The 15,827-nt window shown below is 39.7% G+C and carries 18 protein-coding genes; 1 reads left to right on the top strand and 17 read right to left on the bottom strand.

The window, feature by feature from the left end; all coding sequences use genetic code 11:
• Window positions 1–56: 56 nt before the first annotated feature.
• The 6 genes from A3GQ_RS25760 to glmU form a co-directional block, all read right to left on the bottom strand.
• A complete protein-coding gene (locus A3GQ_RS25760; protein ID WP_028777596.1) occupies window positions 57–1,085 on the bottom strand; it encodes a peptidylprolyl isomerase in 1,029 nt (342 codons plus the stop codon).
• Complete coding sequence (gene mfd / locus A3GQ_RS0114080; RefSeq protein WP_028777595.1) at window positions 1,069–4,614, bottom strand: transcription-repair coupling factor; 3,546 nt, start codon at window positions 4,612–4,614, stop codon at window positions 1,069–1,071. Before mfd ends, A3GQ_RS25760 begins: the two co-directional genes overlap by 17 nt.
• Before the next feature lie 76 nt (window positions 4,615–4,690).
• Window positions 4,691–4,918, bottom strand: coding sequence for an anti-sigma-F factor Fin (locus A3GQ_RS0114075; RefSeq protein WP_037465057.1), 228 nt, complete (start codon window positions 4,916–4,918; stop codon window positions 4,691–4,693).
• Between the two features lie 34 nt (window positions 4,919–4,952).
• Window positions 4,953–5,528, bottom strand: coding sequence for an aminoacyl-tRNA hydrolase (gene pth / locus A3GQ_RS0114070; protein ID WP_028777593.1), 576 nt, complete (start codon window positions 5,526–5,528; stop codon window positions 4,953–4,955).
• A gap of 38 nt (window positions 5,529–5,566) precedes the next feature.
• The gene (locus tag A3GQ_RS0114065) at window positions 5,567–6,514 is read right to left on the bottom strand and encodes a ribose-phosphate diphosphokinase (RefSeq protein ID WP_028777592.1); all 948 of its coding nucleotides are present in this window, start codon (window positions 6,512–6,514) and stop codon (window positions 5,567–5,569) included.
• A 14-nt stretch (window positions 6,515–6,528) separates the two neighbouring features.
• A complete protein-coding gene (gene glmU, locus A3GQ_RS0114060) occupies window positions 6,529–7,938 on the bottom strand; it encodes a bifunctional UDP-N-acetylglucosamine diphosphorylase/glucosamine-1-phosphate N-acetyltransferase GlmU (RefSeq protein ID WP_028777591.1) in 1,410 nt (469 codons plus the stop codon).
• Between the two features lie 221 nt (window positions 7,939–8,159).
• On the opposite strand from glmU, the gene A3GQ_RS0114055 reads away from it, so the two are divergent.
• On the top strand, window positions 8,160–8,804 hold the full coding sequence (locus A3GQ_RS0114055) for a DUF4328 domain-containing protein (protein ID WP_028777590.1): 645 nt from the start codon (window positions 8,160–8,162) through the stop codon (window positions 8,802–8,804).
• A gap of 122 nt (window positions 8,805–8,926) precedes the next feature.
• On the opposite strand, the gene spoVG is transcribed toward A3GQ_RS0114055, so the two are convergent.
• The 11 genes from spoVG to lepB form a co-directional block, all read right to left on the bottom strand.
• On the bottom strand, window positions 8,927–9,220 hold the full coding sequence (spoVG, locus tag A3GQ_RS0114050) for a septation regulator SpoVG (RefSeq protein ID WP_028777589.1): 294 nt from the start codon (window positions 9,218–9,220) through the stop codon (window positions 8,927–8,929).
• 91 nt (window positions 9,221–9,311) lie between these two features.
• Window positions 9,312–9,689 (bottom strand): RidA family protein, encoded by a 378-nt coding sequence (locus A3GQ_RS0114045; RefSeq protein WP_028777588.1) that lies wholly within the window; start codon window positions 9,687–9,689, stop codon window positions 9,312–9,314.
• Entirely contained in the window at window positions 9,686–10,519 is an 834-nt protein-coding gene (purR, locus tag A3GQ_RS0114040) for a pur operon repressor (RefSeq protein ID WP_028777587.1), read from the bottom strand. Before purR ends, A3GQ_RS0114045 begins: the two co-directional genes overlap by 4 nt.
• Window positions 10,520–10,542: 23 nt before the next feature.
• A complete protein-coding gene (ispE, locus tag A3GQ_RS0114035; RefSeq protein WP_028777586.1) occupies window positions 10,543–11,436 on the bottom strand; it encodes a 4-(cytidine 5'-diphospho)-2-C-methyl-D-erythritol kinase in 894 nt (297 codons plus the stop codon).
• A 195-nt stretch (window positions 11,437–11,631) separates the two neighbouring features.
• On the bottom strand, window positions 11,632–11,817 hold the full coding sequence (locus tag A3GQ_RS0114030) for a small, acid-soluble spore protein, alpha/beta type (RefSeq protein ID WP_028777585.1): 186 nt from the start codon (window positions 11,815–11,817) through the stop codon (window positions 11,632–11,634).
• 275 nt (window positions 11,818–12,092) lie between these two features.
• Window positions 12,093–12,374, bottom strand: coding sequence for a biofilm formation stimulator Veg (gene veg, locus A3GQ_RS0114020; RefSeq protein ID WP_028777584.1), 282 nt, complete (start codon window positions 12,372–12,374; stop codon window positions 12,093–12,095).
• Between the two features lie 106 nt (window positions 12,375–12,480).
• Window positions 12,481–12,954 carry a ribonuclease H-like YkuK family protein gene (locus tag A3GQ_RS0114015; protein WP_028777583.1) on the bottom strand — a complete coding sequence of 158 codons (474 nt, stop codon included), beginning with the start codon at window positions 12,952–12,954 and terminating at the stop codon, window positions 12,481–12,483.
• A gap of 65 nt (window positions 12,955–13,019) precedes the next feature.
• A complete protein-coding gene (rsmA, locus tag A3GQ_RS0114010) occupies window positions 13,020–13,910 on the bottom strand; it encodes a 16S rRNA (adenine(1518)-N(6)/adenine(1519)-N(6))-dimethyltransferase RsmA (protein WP_037465054.1) in 891 nt (296 codons plus the stop codon).
• The gene (rnmV, locus tag A3GQ_RS0114005; protein WP_037465052.1) at window positions 13,907–14,458 is read right to left on the bottom strand and encodes a ribonuclease M5; all 552 of its coding nucleotides are present in this window, start codon (window positions 14,456–14,458) and stop codon (window positions 13,907–13,909) included. Before rnmV ends, rsmA begins: the two co-directional genes overlap by 4 nt.
• A gap of 14 nt (window positions 14,459–14,472) precedes the next feature.
• A complete protein-coding gene (locus tag A3GQ_RS0114000; protein WP_028777580.1) occupies window positions 14,473–15,240 on the bottom strand; it encodes a TatD family hydrolase in 768 nt (255 codons plus the stop codon).
• A gap of 28 nt (window positions 15,241–15,268) precedes the next feature.
• Window positions 15,269–15,793 carry a signal peptidase I gene (gene lepB, locus A3GQ_RS0113995; protein ID WP_028777579.1) on the bottom strand — a complete coding sequence of 175 codons (525 nt, stop codon included), beginning with the start codon at window positions 15,791–15,793 and terminating at the stop codon, window positions 15,269–15,271.
• Window positions 15,794–15,827: the final 34 nt, after the last annotated feature.

Here is a 15,827-nt window from a genome sequence, read left to right as displayed (position 1 = left end):
CGGGGAATAAATTAATTTGATTTGGAGATAGACAAAAAAAAGAGGGGTTGTCCCCTCTAAAAAAATAGCTTAACCCCTATTTTTTTCTGAATCTCGGTAAATACTTCTTGTTTTTTGACGCCCTGAATTTGCTCGAGTTGATCCTTTGGAGCATCTTTTACTTTCGCTTGTGTTCTTTCTTCAACTTTCATCACATGGAAACCATACTCTGTTTTGATTGGATCGCTGATTTTACCAATAGGCAGTGTTTTTGCTGCATTTGCAAATTCAGGAACAAACCCACTCACATCAGAATCATAAAGGCCGCCTTTGTCCTTTGAACCTGGGTCATCTGAATATTCTTTCGCAAGCTTGGTAAAGTCTCCACCAGCATCCAATTTCTTTTTGACTTCATCTGCACGGGTTTTTGCTTGAGCTTCTGTACGATTGGGTTGGCCTTGTTGCACTTGTGCACCAGGCTGTGTAAAGGAAACAAGAATATGACGTAGTTTCACTCGTTCATATGTTTTGTTTTCGATCTGTTTTCCAAGATACATATCGACTTTGGAATCTTGTTCTGCCACCTTAATCAACTGACTCTGCGTAAACCCTTTCCCGGTTATCGCCTCTTGAAACGTCTTGATTTTGGCATTTGGGTTCATCATTTGGGAAAATTGAATAACTTGTTGTTGCAGTTCTTTTGCCTGTTTGTCGATTGTTTTTTGTTCTGCTGGTGTTACTTTTTGCAAACTCGCTATGTACTTTTTCGTGAGATAAACCTTAGCAAATTCTTGACGTGCTTGCTTCTGTTGTGCTATTGCAGCAGCATCTGTTGAGCCAAAAATAGCTGCTAGTTGAGGGTCAAAGAAAGAGTTAATATTGATATAGGCATTTACCTCTCCTTCGGTCACTTTTCCGCCTTTGTATTCACCAGCTATTTTTTGACTTGAAGTGTCTAATGGCTTGAAATTATTTTGTGTAGGATTTTGGGTGGATGGGTTATCCGTTTTCTTGCTTCCCCAAAATGCGGTAGTAGTGGCAATGACACTACCTACTACTAGTATTACTGCCACAATACCTGCTATCCATTTAGTCGATCGTTGCACTTTGAACCACTCCTTGTACTTTTCTTACTTGCTCATATTGTTTAAAGAATGCATCCATCATCTCTAGTATCGCCTTAGGAGTTAGTCCTGTCTTCTTAAAAATCATACCAATATGTTTCCCAGAGACAAGTCGTATTCTCCCCGGGAATTGATGAGCTAATTTAAATAGTTTTTGCCCATCTATCCTAACGTTTTCCTCTGTACGAAGAGTGACATGTATCTCTGAACCTTTTTCTACCATCGTTTCAATTCCATACTTCATGGCATACGCACGCAGTTTTGCCACTCGAATTAAATTTTGGACAGGATCAGGTAAATCCCCAAATCGATCTTCCATTTCCTCTTCCAGATCCGATACTTGTTCCAATGTCTGTAGACTGCGGATTTTTTTATAAAGCTCGATTTTCTGTTTTTCATCTGTTATATATTCGCTGGGCAAATAAGCATCCACATTTAATTCTAATTGCGGTTCTGTTACTTCAGGAGTTTCGTTTACGCCCTGCTGCAACTCTACTACTGCGTCTTTTAACATTTGGCTGTACATCTCAAATCCAACTGTCGCAATATGACCATGCTGTTCTGCTCCAAGCAAATTACCAGCTCCGCGAATAGATAAGTCACGCATCGCAATCTTAAATCCAGAACCGAGTTCTGTAAATTCTTTGATCGCTTGAAGTCGCTTCTCTGCTGTTTCAGATAACACCTTATCCCGTTGATACGTAAAATAAGAATATGCGATCCGATTTGATCTCCCTACTCTACCTCTTAATTGATACAACTGAGAAAGGCCCATTTTGTCTGCATTATATATAATCAACGTATTTACGTTGGGTATGTCAACCCCAGTTTCAATAATCGTGGTACTAACTAAGACATCATACTCCCCATCGAGAAAATCCAGCATCACTCTCTCCAGCTCTGTATCTACCATTTGACCATGAGCCACTGCGATTCGAGCTTCAGGCACAAGCATCCGAATCTGGTCAGCCATCCGATCGATATTGTTCACTTGGTTATACAAAAAGTATACCTGCCCACCACGCGACAACTCACGCTCAATCGCCTCACGAACCAAAGCTGCTGAATACTCAATCACATACGTCTGAACAGGGAATCTATTTTCTGGAGGCGTTTCGATGACAGACAAATCTCGCACACCCATCATTGCCATATGCAGGGTACGAGGAATAGGGGTAGCCGTCAACGTCAATACATCTATATTTGTTTTTAACTCTTTGATTCTTTCTTTGTGTTTCACACCAAAACGCTGTTCTTCATCGATGATCAATAGACCCAAATCACGAAAACCAAGGTCTTTTGATAAAACACGGTGAGTTCCTATTACGATATCGACCGATCCAGCCTTTAAACCTTCTATCGTCCCTTTTTGTTCTTTCCGACTCCGAAAACGATTGAGCACATGTACTTCGATTGGGAAATCCGCGAATCGTTCGCGGAAAGTCTCATAGTGTTGTTGTGCCAAAATAGTAGTAGGCACTAGCACAGCCACTTGCTTTCCATCCATAATAGCTTTAAATGCCGCACGGACTGCAACTTCCGTTTTACCATACCCTACATCACCACATAAAAGGCGGTCCATCGGTTGAGAACGCTCCATATCTTTTTTGATTTCAACAATGGAACGAAGTTGGTCGGGAGTTTCTTCATATGGGAACATCGCTTCAAACTCACGTTGAAAAGGAGTATCTTCATGAAAAGCATAACCTCTAGCTTCTTGACGTTTTGCATAAAGCTTGATTAAATCTTGTGCAATATCTACTACAGCAGTACGGACTTTGCTTTTGACTTTACTCCATTCACTGCCACCCAAGCTGTAGACTTTGGGAATTTTCTCTTCGCTACCCACGTATTTTTGCACTTGATCAATCTGTTCCACAGGCACATACAATTTGTCATTACCTGCGTACTGAATATGCATATAATCTTTGTGCAATCCAGCTACATTTAAGGTTTCGATTCCAAGGTATTTTCCAATTCCGTGGTTGATATGTACAACATAATCTCCCGGTTTTAGCTCTTGGTAGTCCTTGATCTTTTCGGCATGATCCAGTTTAGTCGATCGACGAACTCTTCGCTGTTTCTGGGTAAATACCTCCCCTTCTGTTATAACAGCAAGCTTTGTACTACTCAATTCAAAACCGTTTAAAAGAGCAGATACCCGAACAACTGGTTTTCCAATTGGTAAAGGACCAGTATCATCAATCCTGCTTACTTCCATACCATAATCCTGCAAAACACGGATTAAGCGCAACAGACGTTCATCTGTACTAGCAGTAAACAAAATAGTATATTTGGCTTTAACCAATCTTTCTAACTCTGCTTTTAGGACATGCATTTGGCTATGGAACTGCTGCATACTGCGACACATAAACTGTACAATATTATGAGCCTGCATATGTGGTAATTGACGCATAAATAACGATAAATAAATTTTTTGATGATTTGTTTTCCAAACTTCGTCAATCGAATAGGACAATTTAAGAGAAGGTAACATTTCTCCTTGCTCCAATAAAGCAGTTTGCCACTCTGCTTCTTCACGTTCTAGTTGTCTAGCCGTCTCTTGAATACGTGCAGGTTCATCCAATACAAGAACTGCATCCATTGGCAAAAAGTTTAAAATACTCTCTCCTTGCGGATAGATCTGGGATATATACTTGTAAATCCCCGTGAAATAAATTCCAGATTGAAGCTGTTCAATATCCCAACCAATACTCTTTTGTAATTTCTCTTTTAAAGCAGGGTCTTTCGTCTTTTCTAAGCGTTCTGTCAATAATTGGCGAACGTGTTCTCCCGCTTGATACAACATTTCAGCATCTGCGAATAATTCTTTAGCTGGAGGAAGAACGACAGAAAGCAATTTATCCTTAGAACGTTGATCTGCTACTGAAAAAGGGCGAATCGAATCAACCTCATCATCAAACCATTCTATACGAATCGGTTGTTCAAAGGTCACTGGATAAATATCTACGATTCCACCACGTACAGAGAACTCTCCCCTTTTTTCCACCATATCTACTCGTTCATATCCCATATAAACCAATTTTTCTGATAAGGTGGCAATCAGATAAGTATCTCCTACAGCAAGTGGAACAGCATATTTTTTCCACGTTGATTTCGGCGGGAAAATTTTTCGAAGACCTGAGAAAGGAACAACAAATACCCCTGAAAACCCAGAGGTAAGACGAGTGATAACATCAATTCGATTGCCTAGCGTTTCAGGACTAGCAAGTGCTACTTCTGTCGTAATCAACTCGTCTGCTGGATATAAAAGGACTTCCTCTTTTGATAACAATTCACTTAGATCATCGGCAGCTTTTTGGGCTTGATTCATATTGTGGGTAACTACCACACAAGATCGGCTTGTTTTTTTATACATTGCGGCAACTAGAATCATTCTTGCTGATCCTGTTAAACCAGTTGCTAATTGTTCACGAAGTCCCGTTTGAACTCCGTGAAGGATGGACTGGACATCTTTATCATGTTCTAAAAGATTGGTAAGCGGTTGCAAGGTATCCTCCTTCTCCCTATACAAAAGAAGCCTCAGCATTGTGTGCCAAGGCTATACTTCTCCATGCAATTTGTACTTAATGATACAGTGATGGTAGAAGGGAACGTTCCGGGTAATGGTTTAAAATGCGTTCACAGTTCTCACAAACAACTCGAACTTGCATCTGACCATTTGTGTCATGGATAATTATATCTTCTCGTTCTTCTGTGGTCAACTGATCAAGACCTAGTTCCGCTTCTGAATATACTGAATCATTCAACTTACCGAGCGATGATTGGCAAAAGCGGCAGACATACTCCACCATGAAGATGCCTCCCTTTCTAAAGAGTCAATTCTTATTATGGTCGTAAGATGGCTCCGTTATACTTATTCATCGCGATAAGAAAATCATTCTTCAGCCACTCTTCTGCAGCATTTGCAGAAGCAATTGCTGCGTCTGCTGCCAAGGAGTGATCTAATTCGGAAAAAGGAGCAAGCACATAGTCTACAACAGACATACGAGCAGGCGGACGATCAATACCGATTTTTATACGATTGAACTGTTCTGTTCCTAGATGTTGGATAAGGGATTTGATGCCATTATGCCCACCAGAGCCCCCTTTCTGACGCAAGCGCAACTGTCCCAATGGAATATCCATATCATCAAAAATAACGAGTAAATCTTCGATTGGTATTTTTAAAAAACGGATTGCAGCCCCTACTGCTTCTCCTGATAAATTCATATACGTAAGAGGCTTTAAAAGATATACTTTCTCACCGTTCACTACACCTTCAGCGACTTCGCTATTCCATTTTTCTTTTTGAAAAGGAATACCCCACTTATCACTCAGCTGATCTACAGCCCAAAAACCAACGTTGTGTTTTGTTATTTCATATTTTTTACCTGGATTCCCCAGACCAACAATCACTTTCAACGCTCTCACCTCAAAAAGGAAAAGGCGACGTAAGTCGCCTATACAAATAATTTACTTACAGATTGTTCATGGTGTATACGATAGATTGCTTCTCCAATCACTGGGGCTACAGAGAGAACTTCGATTTTGTCCAACATTTTTTCTGGTTTTAGTGGAATCGTATCTGTAGCAATCAATTGCTTGATACCTGAATTTTGAATACGATCTAATGCAGGCCCAGACAGTACAGGGTGAGTACAACATGCATAGACTTCTTTGGCACCACGTTCTAAAATCGCTTCTGTTGCTAACGCAATAGTCCCAGCGGTATCGATAATGTCATCGATAATAATTGCTGTTTTTCCAGCAACTTTCCCAATGATACTCATCACTTCAGATACATTAGGCTCAGGTCGACGCTTATCAATAATGGCTAAAGGAGCCTCAAGACGTTCTGCTAAGCGACGAGCACGAATCACTCCACCGTGATCTGGAGATACAACAACCAAATCGGTTAAATTTTTCCCTTGGAAATAGTTTGCCAAGATAGGCACACCAAGCAAATGATCTACTGGGATATTAAAAAACCCTTGAATTTGCGTAGCATGTAGATCCATCGCAATTACACGGTCCGCTCCAGCAGTTTCAATCAAGTTAGCGACCAATTTAGCTGTGATTGGATCTCTTGCACGAGCCTTTCGATCTTGACGTGCGTATCCATAATAAGGAATAACAACATTAATCGTGCCAGCGGATGCTCGTTTTAAAGCATCTACCATAACAAGCAATTCCATCAAGTGTTGGTTTACAGGGTCGCAAGTTGACTGTACAACATATACATCCAAACCTCGAACTGTTTCATTTAACTGGATATGAATTTCCCCGTCGCTAAATTTGTTCACTTTGGAATCACCTAACGTAATCCCTAAGTGATTACAAATTTTTTGGGCTAACAGCGGATTGGAATTACAGCTAAAAACCTTTATACGAGAGTTTGCTTGGGACATTACGTTATCTCCACCTATAATGAATTGTGTCTATTGATTTTGTTGCGCAACTTTGGAACATAATTCTCTTTGGTCACTTGCTTTTGTCTAGCAATGGCAAATGCTTCAGGAGGTACATCATCAGTAATAGTAGAGCCAGCTGCGATATAAGCCTTTTCTTCCACTGTAACTGGTGCTACTAGGTTGGTATTACAGCCTATAAAAGCACCGTCTTTGATTACTGTCTTATGTTTTGTAAAACCATCATAGTTAACCGTAACTACACCACATGCAACATTTACATTTTGCCCTACCTCAGCATCTCCTACGTATGCAAGATGAGAAACTTTTGATCCTTTCCCTATCTGTGCATTTTTCAAATCAACAAAAGCACCTACTTTTGTATTTTCCGCCAAAGATGTATTGGGGCGGATATAAGCATATGGACCTACTGTTACGTTACTTCCAATCTCACTATCTTCGATTACACTATAACGAATTTTTGTATGATCTGCTACTAAAACATCGAAAAGATCTGCTTCAGGTCCAATCACACAATTATTCCCAATTTTTGTATTCCCTTTCAACGAACTACCTGGGAATATTTCTGTATCCGAATCAATTTCCACATCTGGACCGATGGTAACAGAAGATGGCTGATGAATCGTTACTCCATTTAACATATGCGTTTTCAAAATTCGCTGTTGCATATATGCCTCTGCTTCAGCTAACTGAAAGCGGTCATTGACTCCCATTGCTTCCTTCTCGTCTGCCATCATGGATGCGGCAATAACTTCACCTTGTTCTTGTAAAATGGAAATCACATCAGGAAGGTAGTATTCCCCTTGTGCATTGTTATTGTTTACTAATTTGAGTGCTTCAAACAATTTTTTGTTATGAAAGCAATATGTTCCTGTATTTATTTCATGAACAGAACGCTCTTCCTCTGTGGCATCTTTATGTTCTACAATTCGTGATACACTACCATCTCCTTGACGGATGACACGACCATATCCCGTAGGATCAGCCAATTCGGCCGTCAATACGGTTGCTGCAGCTTCTTTTTGTCGATGAATCTGGATCAACGATTGTAAGGTGTCTTTGGTGAATAGTGGATGGTCCCCATTGAGGACGAGAGTAATACCATCTTTTCCTTGAAGAAACTCTTCTGTTTGCATCACAGCATGTGCCGTTCCTAATTGCTTGGTTTGTTTCACAAATGTAACTTCACCCGCAAGTGCTTCTTCTAATGTCTCTCCTAGATGACCAATTACCATTAAGGTTTGGGTAGTTCCCATATCTTCTAGTGTATCTAAGATATAGTGTATCATTGGCTTCCCGCATAATTCATGTAAAACCTTATGTTTTTTCGATTTCATCCGAGTGCCTTTACCCGCTGCTAAGATAACCGCGTTTAGGTTCTCCTTCACTATATAAGCCCCCATCGTAATAAATTACCCTCCTGAATATATCGTAAAAATAGGGGTTTATGCAACTAATGCATTCTATTCTAAATTGTAAAATGCATAAAATACTGAAAATACACAATAAACTCAGACTGAACAACGTAAGGTTCACAGACAGTTATTGACAGTAACAATGATAATGCTATATTGCTATAATAGTGGATGTTTATTATAAAAAATATACATAGAGGAGAAACTTTATGGAGAAATATCATAGCTCTTCTTTCCCTTACAAAAATGTTGGAAAAATAGCATTTTTTTTAAAAATGATGCTATTAATTTATTTTATTTGCCTTATCTTTTCCGTTATCGCTTCATATGAATTTTTAGAATTATATTCAGAAAAATCAATTCTTCTTCCTACTGATATGCAAACATCTCAGATGGACTATTGGGGACTTGCAGCTGATATTGTTTTTTTTATTATTATCATCTGTTACTGTCTATGGCTTTACCGAATTTATCAAAATATGTATTCATTTGGATTTGACCACTATTTAAGAATGACGCCAGGTTGGGCAGTAGGGTGGTATTTTGTCCCCATCGCTAATTTCTATAAGCCATACCAAGGCATGAAGGATGTATGGGACGCGTGCGACACCGGAAATGAAAAGAAAAGTACTTCTTCTCTAATTAAATGGTGGTGGATCTTCTTTGTGTCCTCTTTTATAACATTTCGATTTATCATAAATCCTCCAACTAAAGAAAATATAATCTTCAATATGAAGATCGACATCGCATTGACCCTATTTGACTTTCTATCGATTGTTTCTGTTTATTTATTAATCCACAAATTAAGTAAAAAACAAGAACAAACATACCAATCACTAGGCTCTAGTGAATGATCGCTTACTTCTCCCTCATTTTCATAACACAACATCTCTACTCATTCTAATCATAAAACAAAAAAGCCTAACACTACTTGACAGGGATAAGACCACCATCAAACTAGTACTAGGCTTTTTCCTTATAATGCTTTTGGCGTAGGAATGATATCTTCTTCTATATCATCTGCCCGACGATACTCTTCCAATACTGCTGACTCAATTTTCTCACGACTTAATGGAGAAATTGGATGAGCTATATCCCGGAATTCACCGTCAGGAGTACGCTTACTTGGCATTGCAACAAACATACCATTATTTCCATCAATCACACGAATATCATGAATCACAAACTCGCTATCAATCGTGATAGAAGCAATCGCACGCATCCGCCCTTCACGATTTACCTTACGCAATCTTACGTCTGTTATTTCCATCCAAATGCACCACCTATTACCAAGATGACTTTAATCTTAGTATTCGCGGAAACACTTGAAAATCCTTCCAATTATGACAAAAAAATTATTTTCACTTAGAAAGATTAGCGATTACTTCTATTTCAATACCTGCATCTTTTGGTAAACGAGCCACTTCCACCGTAGAACGAGCAGGTTTATGAGTATCAAAATATTGACCATATACTTCATTTATCGCCACAAAATCATCCATATTTTTAATAAAAAGCGTCGTCTTCACTACATCTTCCAATTTTGCATCTGCTTCAGCCAATAAAGCAGTAATATTTTTTAGTACTTGGTGTGTCTGCTCTTGAATATCTCCAACTACCAATTCTCCTGATGGAGTAAGTGGAATTTGTCCAGAAGTAAATAGAAAATTACCGACTTGAACGGCTTGAGAATATGGTCCTATTGCTTGCGGTGCTTTATTTGTTTGTATGACTTTCATTGTTTATACGCCCCTTGGTCAAATAGATTTCCAAAATCTACGTTTATTCGTTTCTCTTTTTCATCCACTTCGGTAACAGTAGTCAAGGAAACATACTGATCTACCAATTTTTCCGGAACAACTGAATCTACCATAACACCAACACCTACAACCTCTGCCTCGAATTCACGTAGTAATTCAATTATCCCTCTTGCCGTTCCGCCCGCTTTCATATAATCATCCACTACCAATACCCTTGATCCTTTTTCTAAGCTTCTCCGTGCCAAAGATAGCTGTTTCATTCTGCCACTAGATCCAGATACGGTGTTGACGGTTACAACGGAACCTTCTGTAACGGTAGTATCATAACGCACAATAACTACAGGTTTACGCAAATGAAATGCTGCCGCATAAGCTAGTGGTATCCCTTTTGTTTCCACTGTTACAATGGCATCAATTTTGCTTCGGCCGAATATTCTAGCCCAAATACGTCCAAGATGGTGCAAAAGAATAGGATCTCCTAATAAATCGGACATAAATAAAAAACCACCTGGCAAAATACGTTCGGCATTCGTCAAACGCTCACATAAATTTGCCAGAATTTGTTTTGTTTCTCTAGGCCCTATATGGGGCATATATCGAACACCGCCAGAAGCTCCAGCCATCGTTTCCAACTGACCACTTTCTTCCGCATGTAGTACATCTTGAATAATGGTTAAGTCTTCACTGATGGAAGATTTTGCTGCGTGATACCGCTTTGCAAATGAAGTGAGCGGAATCAATCGATAAGGTTCGTTTAGTAGTTGTTGCGTCATATCTACTAAGCGAGCACTCCGTTTCCATTTTTCCATAGCAATCCCCCAAAATCCGAACATCATGCCTGAACTATAGCATTTTGTTTGGTTTTATTCAAGTTTCCCAGCATTCTAACAGCGAAAACTTGGGGGCAAAAACCTTTTAAACTGTTAACCATTCTTTTCGCTCTAGACTCTCGATCTACAAGGGCAAACACGGTTGGTCCACTCCCTGACATCAGCACACCATCTGCACCAAACTGGTACATCTTTTCTTTCAATTTCCGAACATCCGGCTCCATGTTCATCGTGATTGGTTCTAGTACATTACCCATCAAACGAGTTATCGCCAAATAGTCTTGACGATACAGAGCATCAATCATTTCTTTTGTTCTGGGTCTACCTTTTACTTTGTTTACTCGCAATTCGCCAAATACATCGGCAGTTGAAACACCTTGAGGTGGTTTGGCCAATACAACCCAACAAGAAGGAGGGGCTGGTAACACTTGCAGTTTTTCCCCTCTTCCTTTTGCTAGTGCCGTATTCCCATAAATACAATAAGGGACATCAGAACCAATCTCCGCCCCGATTTCGGCAAGTTCGCGTAAACTAAGCCCTAGCCCCCATAAGCGATTTAGACCACGCAAAGTGGCAGCTGCATCACTACTTCCTCCAGCCAGTCCAGCGGCAACAGGTACTTTTTTATCTATTTTAATTGCTACTCCCCGTCTAATCCCCATTTTTTTGCGCAACAAACTAGCAGCCATATAAGCGAGATTTTTATCGTCTTGTGGCACTAAACCAGAACTCGATTCAAGCAAGATAGCGGATGTAGGAATAGCAAGTAAATCGATCCGATCGGCTAAATCAACGGAAGTCATCACCATTTCCAATTCATGATAGCCATCTGTTCGTTTATATAGCGCGTCTAAAGTTAGATTTATTTTCGCTGGCGCTTTCTCAGAAATAAACAAAAATCATACTCCTCTCGTAACATCCCAAAGCAATTCTGGGAACCCCTGATGCATGTCCGGTCCAGTTTTATTTTCCTATTGTACCACGAGAGGGAATCTGTACCAATATGAAAACTAACTGATTACAGAACGAGGTTCGGAACTTTGTACTTTCGTTTCTATATAAAAAAGCCAAGGATATCCTTGGCTTTTTCATTATTCCCCTGCTTTTTGTTGTTTCGCCAACTGCTCTTCCGCTAATTGAATAGCTCTTTTTACCATATTTCCAGCATCACGGGCTTTTATTCCACCCCAACCTTCTTGCTGTACGACATCGTAAAAACCAAGCTCCTTGGCTAATTCCACTTTAAAGGCTTCAGACATCACACCACGACGTGCCATTGACCATCGCCTCCTCAAGTATTGCAGGGTATGTTTAGTATGTAAAAGGTTGTTCATTATTACTCTCAGAAACACCCAAAGGAACTTCAGATCACCAAATTTCTCCTTTAATCAGCAGAAGAGGACAACGGTATTTGGAATCCCATGTAAGGAACCTTTCTAGCGATACACATAGTATCGATCGTTCCCACGGTTACGGTGGGTTTCGGATTTTGCTCAAGTATTTTCTTACCATGAGAACAAAAGAAAAAGGACATCCCAAAGGATCTCCTTGTTTATGTTGCCTTGATGTATTTTACTTGAACCTGTTCATTATCGGGTTGATAAACGGTGAGTTCTACCGACTCTGTCAAAATATCTGCATAACTGTAGGAAACACGCTTAAAAGAATGTTGATCCTCGTCCAGTTTCACAATAAAGACAGAAGGGTATGTCTCTTCTAAGATACCTGTCCGTTCAATGGTCTTGCGGCGTCCGCTGTTGGCCTTTAGGTGGATTTTCTGTCCGATATAGCCATCTAACTTTAGTTTGATTTCTGATAGTGCGTTTTTGCCCATTGTCTACGACCACCTCACTTCACTCATAGAAGATTATATAACATGAGAAAGCAAAAGTCAAATGTAGTATTATAGCAATGGTACAAAGGATTTGTCAATCAATTTTTTATTTCGTAAATCGATCTGCAACAGCACTAGCTGCTACCGATTCCGGTTTTATTTTTGCTTCGTAACCTACAGCCGTAACCCATCCAACCACTTCCTGGATTACTTTTCTCGTCTCTCCGCGTTGACCAACATCGAGATGAATTTCCATGGGGATATTTTCTGCTAAACGGAAAAAGCCACTTTCCTTCAATACGTCTACACAATGAAGACTGTACTCCGTCTCACGATAAATCCGATACCTTAAATCATTCATTGCTGGATGCGACTTACGCGTGTAAAAAAATAGCGCACCTTTCCCGATACGTTGGATAATAATTGCAGTGACAAACAATGTCTGACTTGTTCTTGTCTGAGAATCTGTACCAATCATAATTTTGTAGTCTCTATTGCGATCTGCTTCTAGATAATCCTTGATTTCTCTTATCATCATATCCATACTGTACTTACCTTTTCTTGGATGAAAAAACACCATTTTATCACCCTCCAAGTTGTTTTGGCATGGAGATTGCAGTCACGACAACATCTGACTTAAGATTGTTACGGTTGTTTGGTAGTCACTCCATTTTTCACCTGAAGCAAAACATTGGATAACTGTGCAAAAGACTCGATTGACAACATTTCACCTCGACAGCTAGGGTCAATCCCTATGCTGCGGATCAACTCTTCCAGTTGTGTTTTTTCGATAGGAAAAGGCAACGAACTACTCAAAGAATTGAGCAACGTTTTGCGTCTTTTAGCAAAGGAAGCCCTCACTACCTGAAAGAAAAAAGCTTCGTCATCCACTGGCACAGGGGACTGCGGTAACATGGATAAGCGTATCACCATCGAGTCCACTTGTGGCCGTGGCACAAAAACATGTGCTGGTACTTGCACCACTTTGCTTGGCTCACTAAAATATTGTGCAAAGACACTGAGTGAGCCATAGGTTTTCGAACCTGGGCTTGCAAGAATGCGTTCTGCTACTTCTTTTTGAATCATCACTACGATGTTACTTAGCGATAACTTTGATTCTAACAATTTTACTAAAATAGGTGAGGTTACATAGTAAGGTAAATTTGCCACTACGTGCACCTTTGAACAAGATGAAAATTTATCGGAGATAAGCTGTGCAAAATCGAGTTTTAACGCATCAGCATGTACAATTTCTACATTGGATTGGTCTTGAAAAAGATCTTGTAAAATGGGTATGAGTCTATTATCTAACTCGATGGCGACTACCTTTTTCGCCGACTTCGCAAGTCCTTCTGTCAGAGCGCCTAAACCAGGTCCAATTTCGATCACACCTGCTTGCTCATCAAGATCAGCAGCATCTATAATTTGTTGTAGTACATGAGCATCCGTCAAAAAATTTTGCCCTAAGCTCTTTTTTAGTACTATATTATGCTGCTTTAATAGTTTCCGTGTTTTTGATGAGATACCAAAACTCATGACCAACCACCTTTAATGTTCAGGAGTGCATGTTCACATTCTTCCCTACTTACCCGTAAAGTTTGCAACCTCTGATAAAATTGTTTCGCATTTGCATACCCAATCGCTAACTCTTTTGCTAATTGCTCGCGCAATTGCTTGGAATGAGGATACCCTACCAACTCAAATGAAAGATATTCCTGCCAAGTTAGCCAAGGATCAACTTCCTCTTCCATCGTACGAACATTTTCTAACGCTCTAACAATATCAGAAGGATGTGCATGTTCAACGCCTATTTTTTTCTTTACAAAAGCAAGTTCTTTTTCGATAAATGCATGTTTTACATCTGGTATTTCTCGGGAAATAATCCGTCTAATCCGTTCACCAGCATGATCTGGATCTGTAAATACAATCACCCCACGAACTCCTTGAGCCCGTCGAAGCTCGTCCAACACATGGTTTGGAATTGCCGAACCTCTTGTTTCGATTGTATCTGCATCTACCGCTCGTTTGATAGCTAATGTATCATTTTTTCCTTCAACAACAATAATTTCTTTCACCTTCCGCATAATCTTTACCCTATCTATTTAATTTCAAACAGTTTTTTAGCATTTTGTGTTGTAATATGTGCCAGTTCTTCTAAAGGCATCTCCCGAAGTCTGGCAATTTCTTCTGCAACCAAACGAACATACGACGATTCATTGCGTTTTCCTCGGAACGGATGTGGTGCAAGATACGGAGAATCCGTTTCGAGTAAAAGCCGATCTAGGGGAACAACTTTTGCTACTTCTTTTAATACTGGTCTATTTTTAAAGGTAACAGGACCACCAATACCAATGGAAAAATTAAGAGAGATACATTGCTCCATTAACACTATATCTCCAGAAAAACAATGCATCACTCCACCAATTTCTTCAGCATTTTCTTCTTTTAAGATACGAATAACATCTTCATCTGCATCTCGGTTATGAATAATAATCGGCAAGTTCACTTCTTTGGCCAAGCGGATCTGTTTCCGGAAAATATCGTGCTGTATACCTTTTGGAGAAGTATCCCAGTAATAATCTAATCCAATCTCACCAATAGCAACCACTTTTGCATGTGAGGCAAGCGTTCGAAGCCAAACCAAATCTTCTTCGGTACAAGAAATGGCATCTTGGGGATGCCATCCTACAGAAGTATAGAAGAAAGGGTATGTTTCAGCTAATTGGATCGAACTTGGGATCGTTTCCCGATTGTAACCAATGTTTAAAATATAAGAAACACCTGCATCAGTAGTGCGCTTGATTACCTCTTCACGATCTTCATCAAATTGCTCTGCGTTGAGATGAGTATGCGTTTCAAATAACATGCCTTTTACCCCTAACTACTTCACTTATCTATTTATTTAACAACCGAAACTCTTTAAAAGGCATCACGACAACGTCTGCCCGACCAACAATGGCACTATCATCTACAGCACCTATGATACGACTATCTTTGCTATTGTTGCGATTATCTCCTAAAACAAACAAATGACCTTCCTGCACTACAACGGGGGCAAAGTCACCTATCATTTCCTCTGCTAGATAGGATTCCTTTAATTGTTTATTGTTACGAAATACATGTCCATTCTTTACTTCAATCTTATCTCCGGGTATACCAATGACACGCTTGATGAAATCCCGATGTTCATCTGTATGAAAAACAACAATATCCCCATAATTTGGCTTGCTCACATCATAAATAAATTTATTTACGATCAATAGCTCATTGCCGTCTAGAGTAGGATACATGGAAGTTCCATTTACTTCATAAGGCGCAAAAAGAAAATAGCGAATTACTACCGCAATCAATAACGCAGAGATTACCGCTACTCCCCACTCAATGATTGAGCTTTTTACAGAGCCCTTGGCAGTCGACATCTGGTCACGTCCTTTAAACTTAATTCATTCACTT

This window comes from Shimazuella kribbensis DSM 45090 (assembly GCF_000428065.1).
GTDB classification, from domain to species: domain Bacteria; phylum Bacillota; class Bacilli; order Thermoactinomycetales; family Thermoactinomycetaceae; genus Shimazuella; species Shimazuella kribbensis.
This window is presented reverse-complemented; position numbering and strand designations above follow the sequence as displayed.

What these genes read in the sequence shown, in the direction of transcription:
- A3GQ_RS0114065 (WP_028777592.1), bottom strand. Translation starts at nt 6,514, where the DNA reads ATGTCCCAAGCAAACTCTCGTATAAAGGTTTTTAGCTGTAATTCCAAT.
- spoVG (WP_028777589.1), bottom strand. Translation starts at nt 9,220, where the DNA reads ATGGAAATAACAGACGTAAGATTGCGTAAGGTAAATCGTGAAGGGCGG.
- A3GQ_RS0114045 (WP_028777588.1), bottom strand. Translation starts at nt 9,689, where the DNA reads ATGAAAGTCATACAAACAAATAAAGCACCGCAAGCAATAGGACCATAT.
- A3GQ_RS0114055 (WP_028777590.1), top strand. Translation starts at nt 8,160, where the DNA reads ATGGAGAAATATCATAGCTCTTCTTTCCCTTACAAAAATGTTGGAAAA.
- A3GQ_RS0114075 (WP_037465057.1), bottom strand. Translation starts at nt 4,918, where the DNA reads ATGGTGGAGTATGTCTGCCGCTTTTGCCAATCATCGCTCGGTAAGTTG.
- veg (WP_028777584.1), bottom strand. Translation starts at nt 12,374, where the DNA reads ATGGGCAAAAACGCACTATCAGAAATCAAACTAAAGTTAGATGGCTAT.
- rsmA (WP_037465054.1), bottom strand. Translation starts at nt 13,910, where the DNA reads ATGAGTTTTGGTATCTCATCAAAAACACGGAAACTATTAAAGCAGCAT.
- A3GQ_RS0114030 (WP_028777585.1), bottom strand. Translation starts at nt 11,817, where the DNA reads ATGGCACGTCGTGGTGTGATGTCTGAAGCCTTTAAAGTGGAATTAGCC.
- glmU (WP_028777591.1), bottom strand. Translation starts at nt 7,938, where the DNA reads ATGGGGGCTTATATAGTGAAGGAGAACCTAAACGCGGTTATCTTAGCA.
- A3GQ_RS0114015 (WP_028777583.1), bottom strand. Translation starts at nt 12,954, where the DNA reads ATGGTGTTTTTTCATCCAAGAAAAGGTAAGTACAGTATGGATATGATG.
- lepB (WP_028777579.1), bottom strand. Translation starts at nt 15,793, where the DNA reads ATGTCGACTGCCAAGGGCTCTGTAAAAAGCTCAATCATTGAGTGGGGA.
- A3GQ_RS0114000 (WP_028777580.1), bottom strand. Translation starts at nt 15,240, where the DNA reads ATGTTATTTGAAACGCATACTCATCTCAACGCAGAGCAATTTGATGAA.
- rnmV (WP_037465052.1), bottom strand. Translation starts at nt 14,458, where the DNA reads ATGCGGAAGGTGAAAGAAATTATTGTTGTTGAAGGAAAAAATGATACA.
- purR (WP_028777587.1), bottom strand. Translation starts at nt 10,519, where the DNA reads ATGGAAAAATGGAAACGGAGTGCTCGCTTAGTAGATATGACGCAACAA.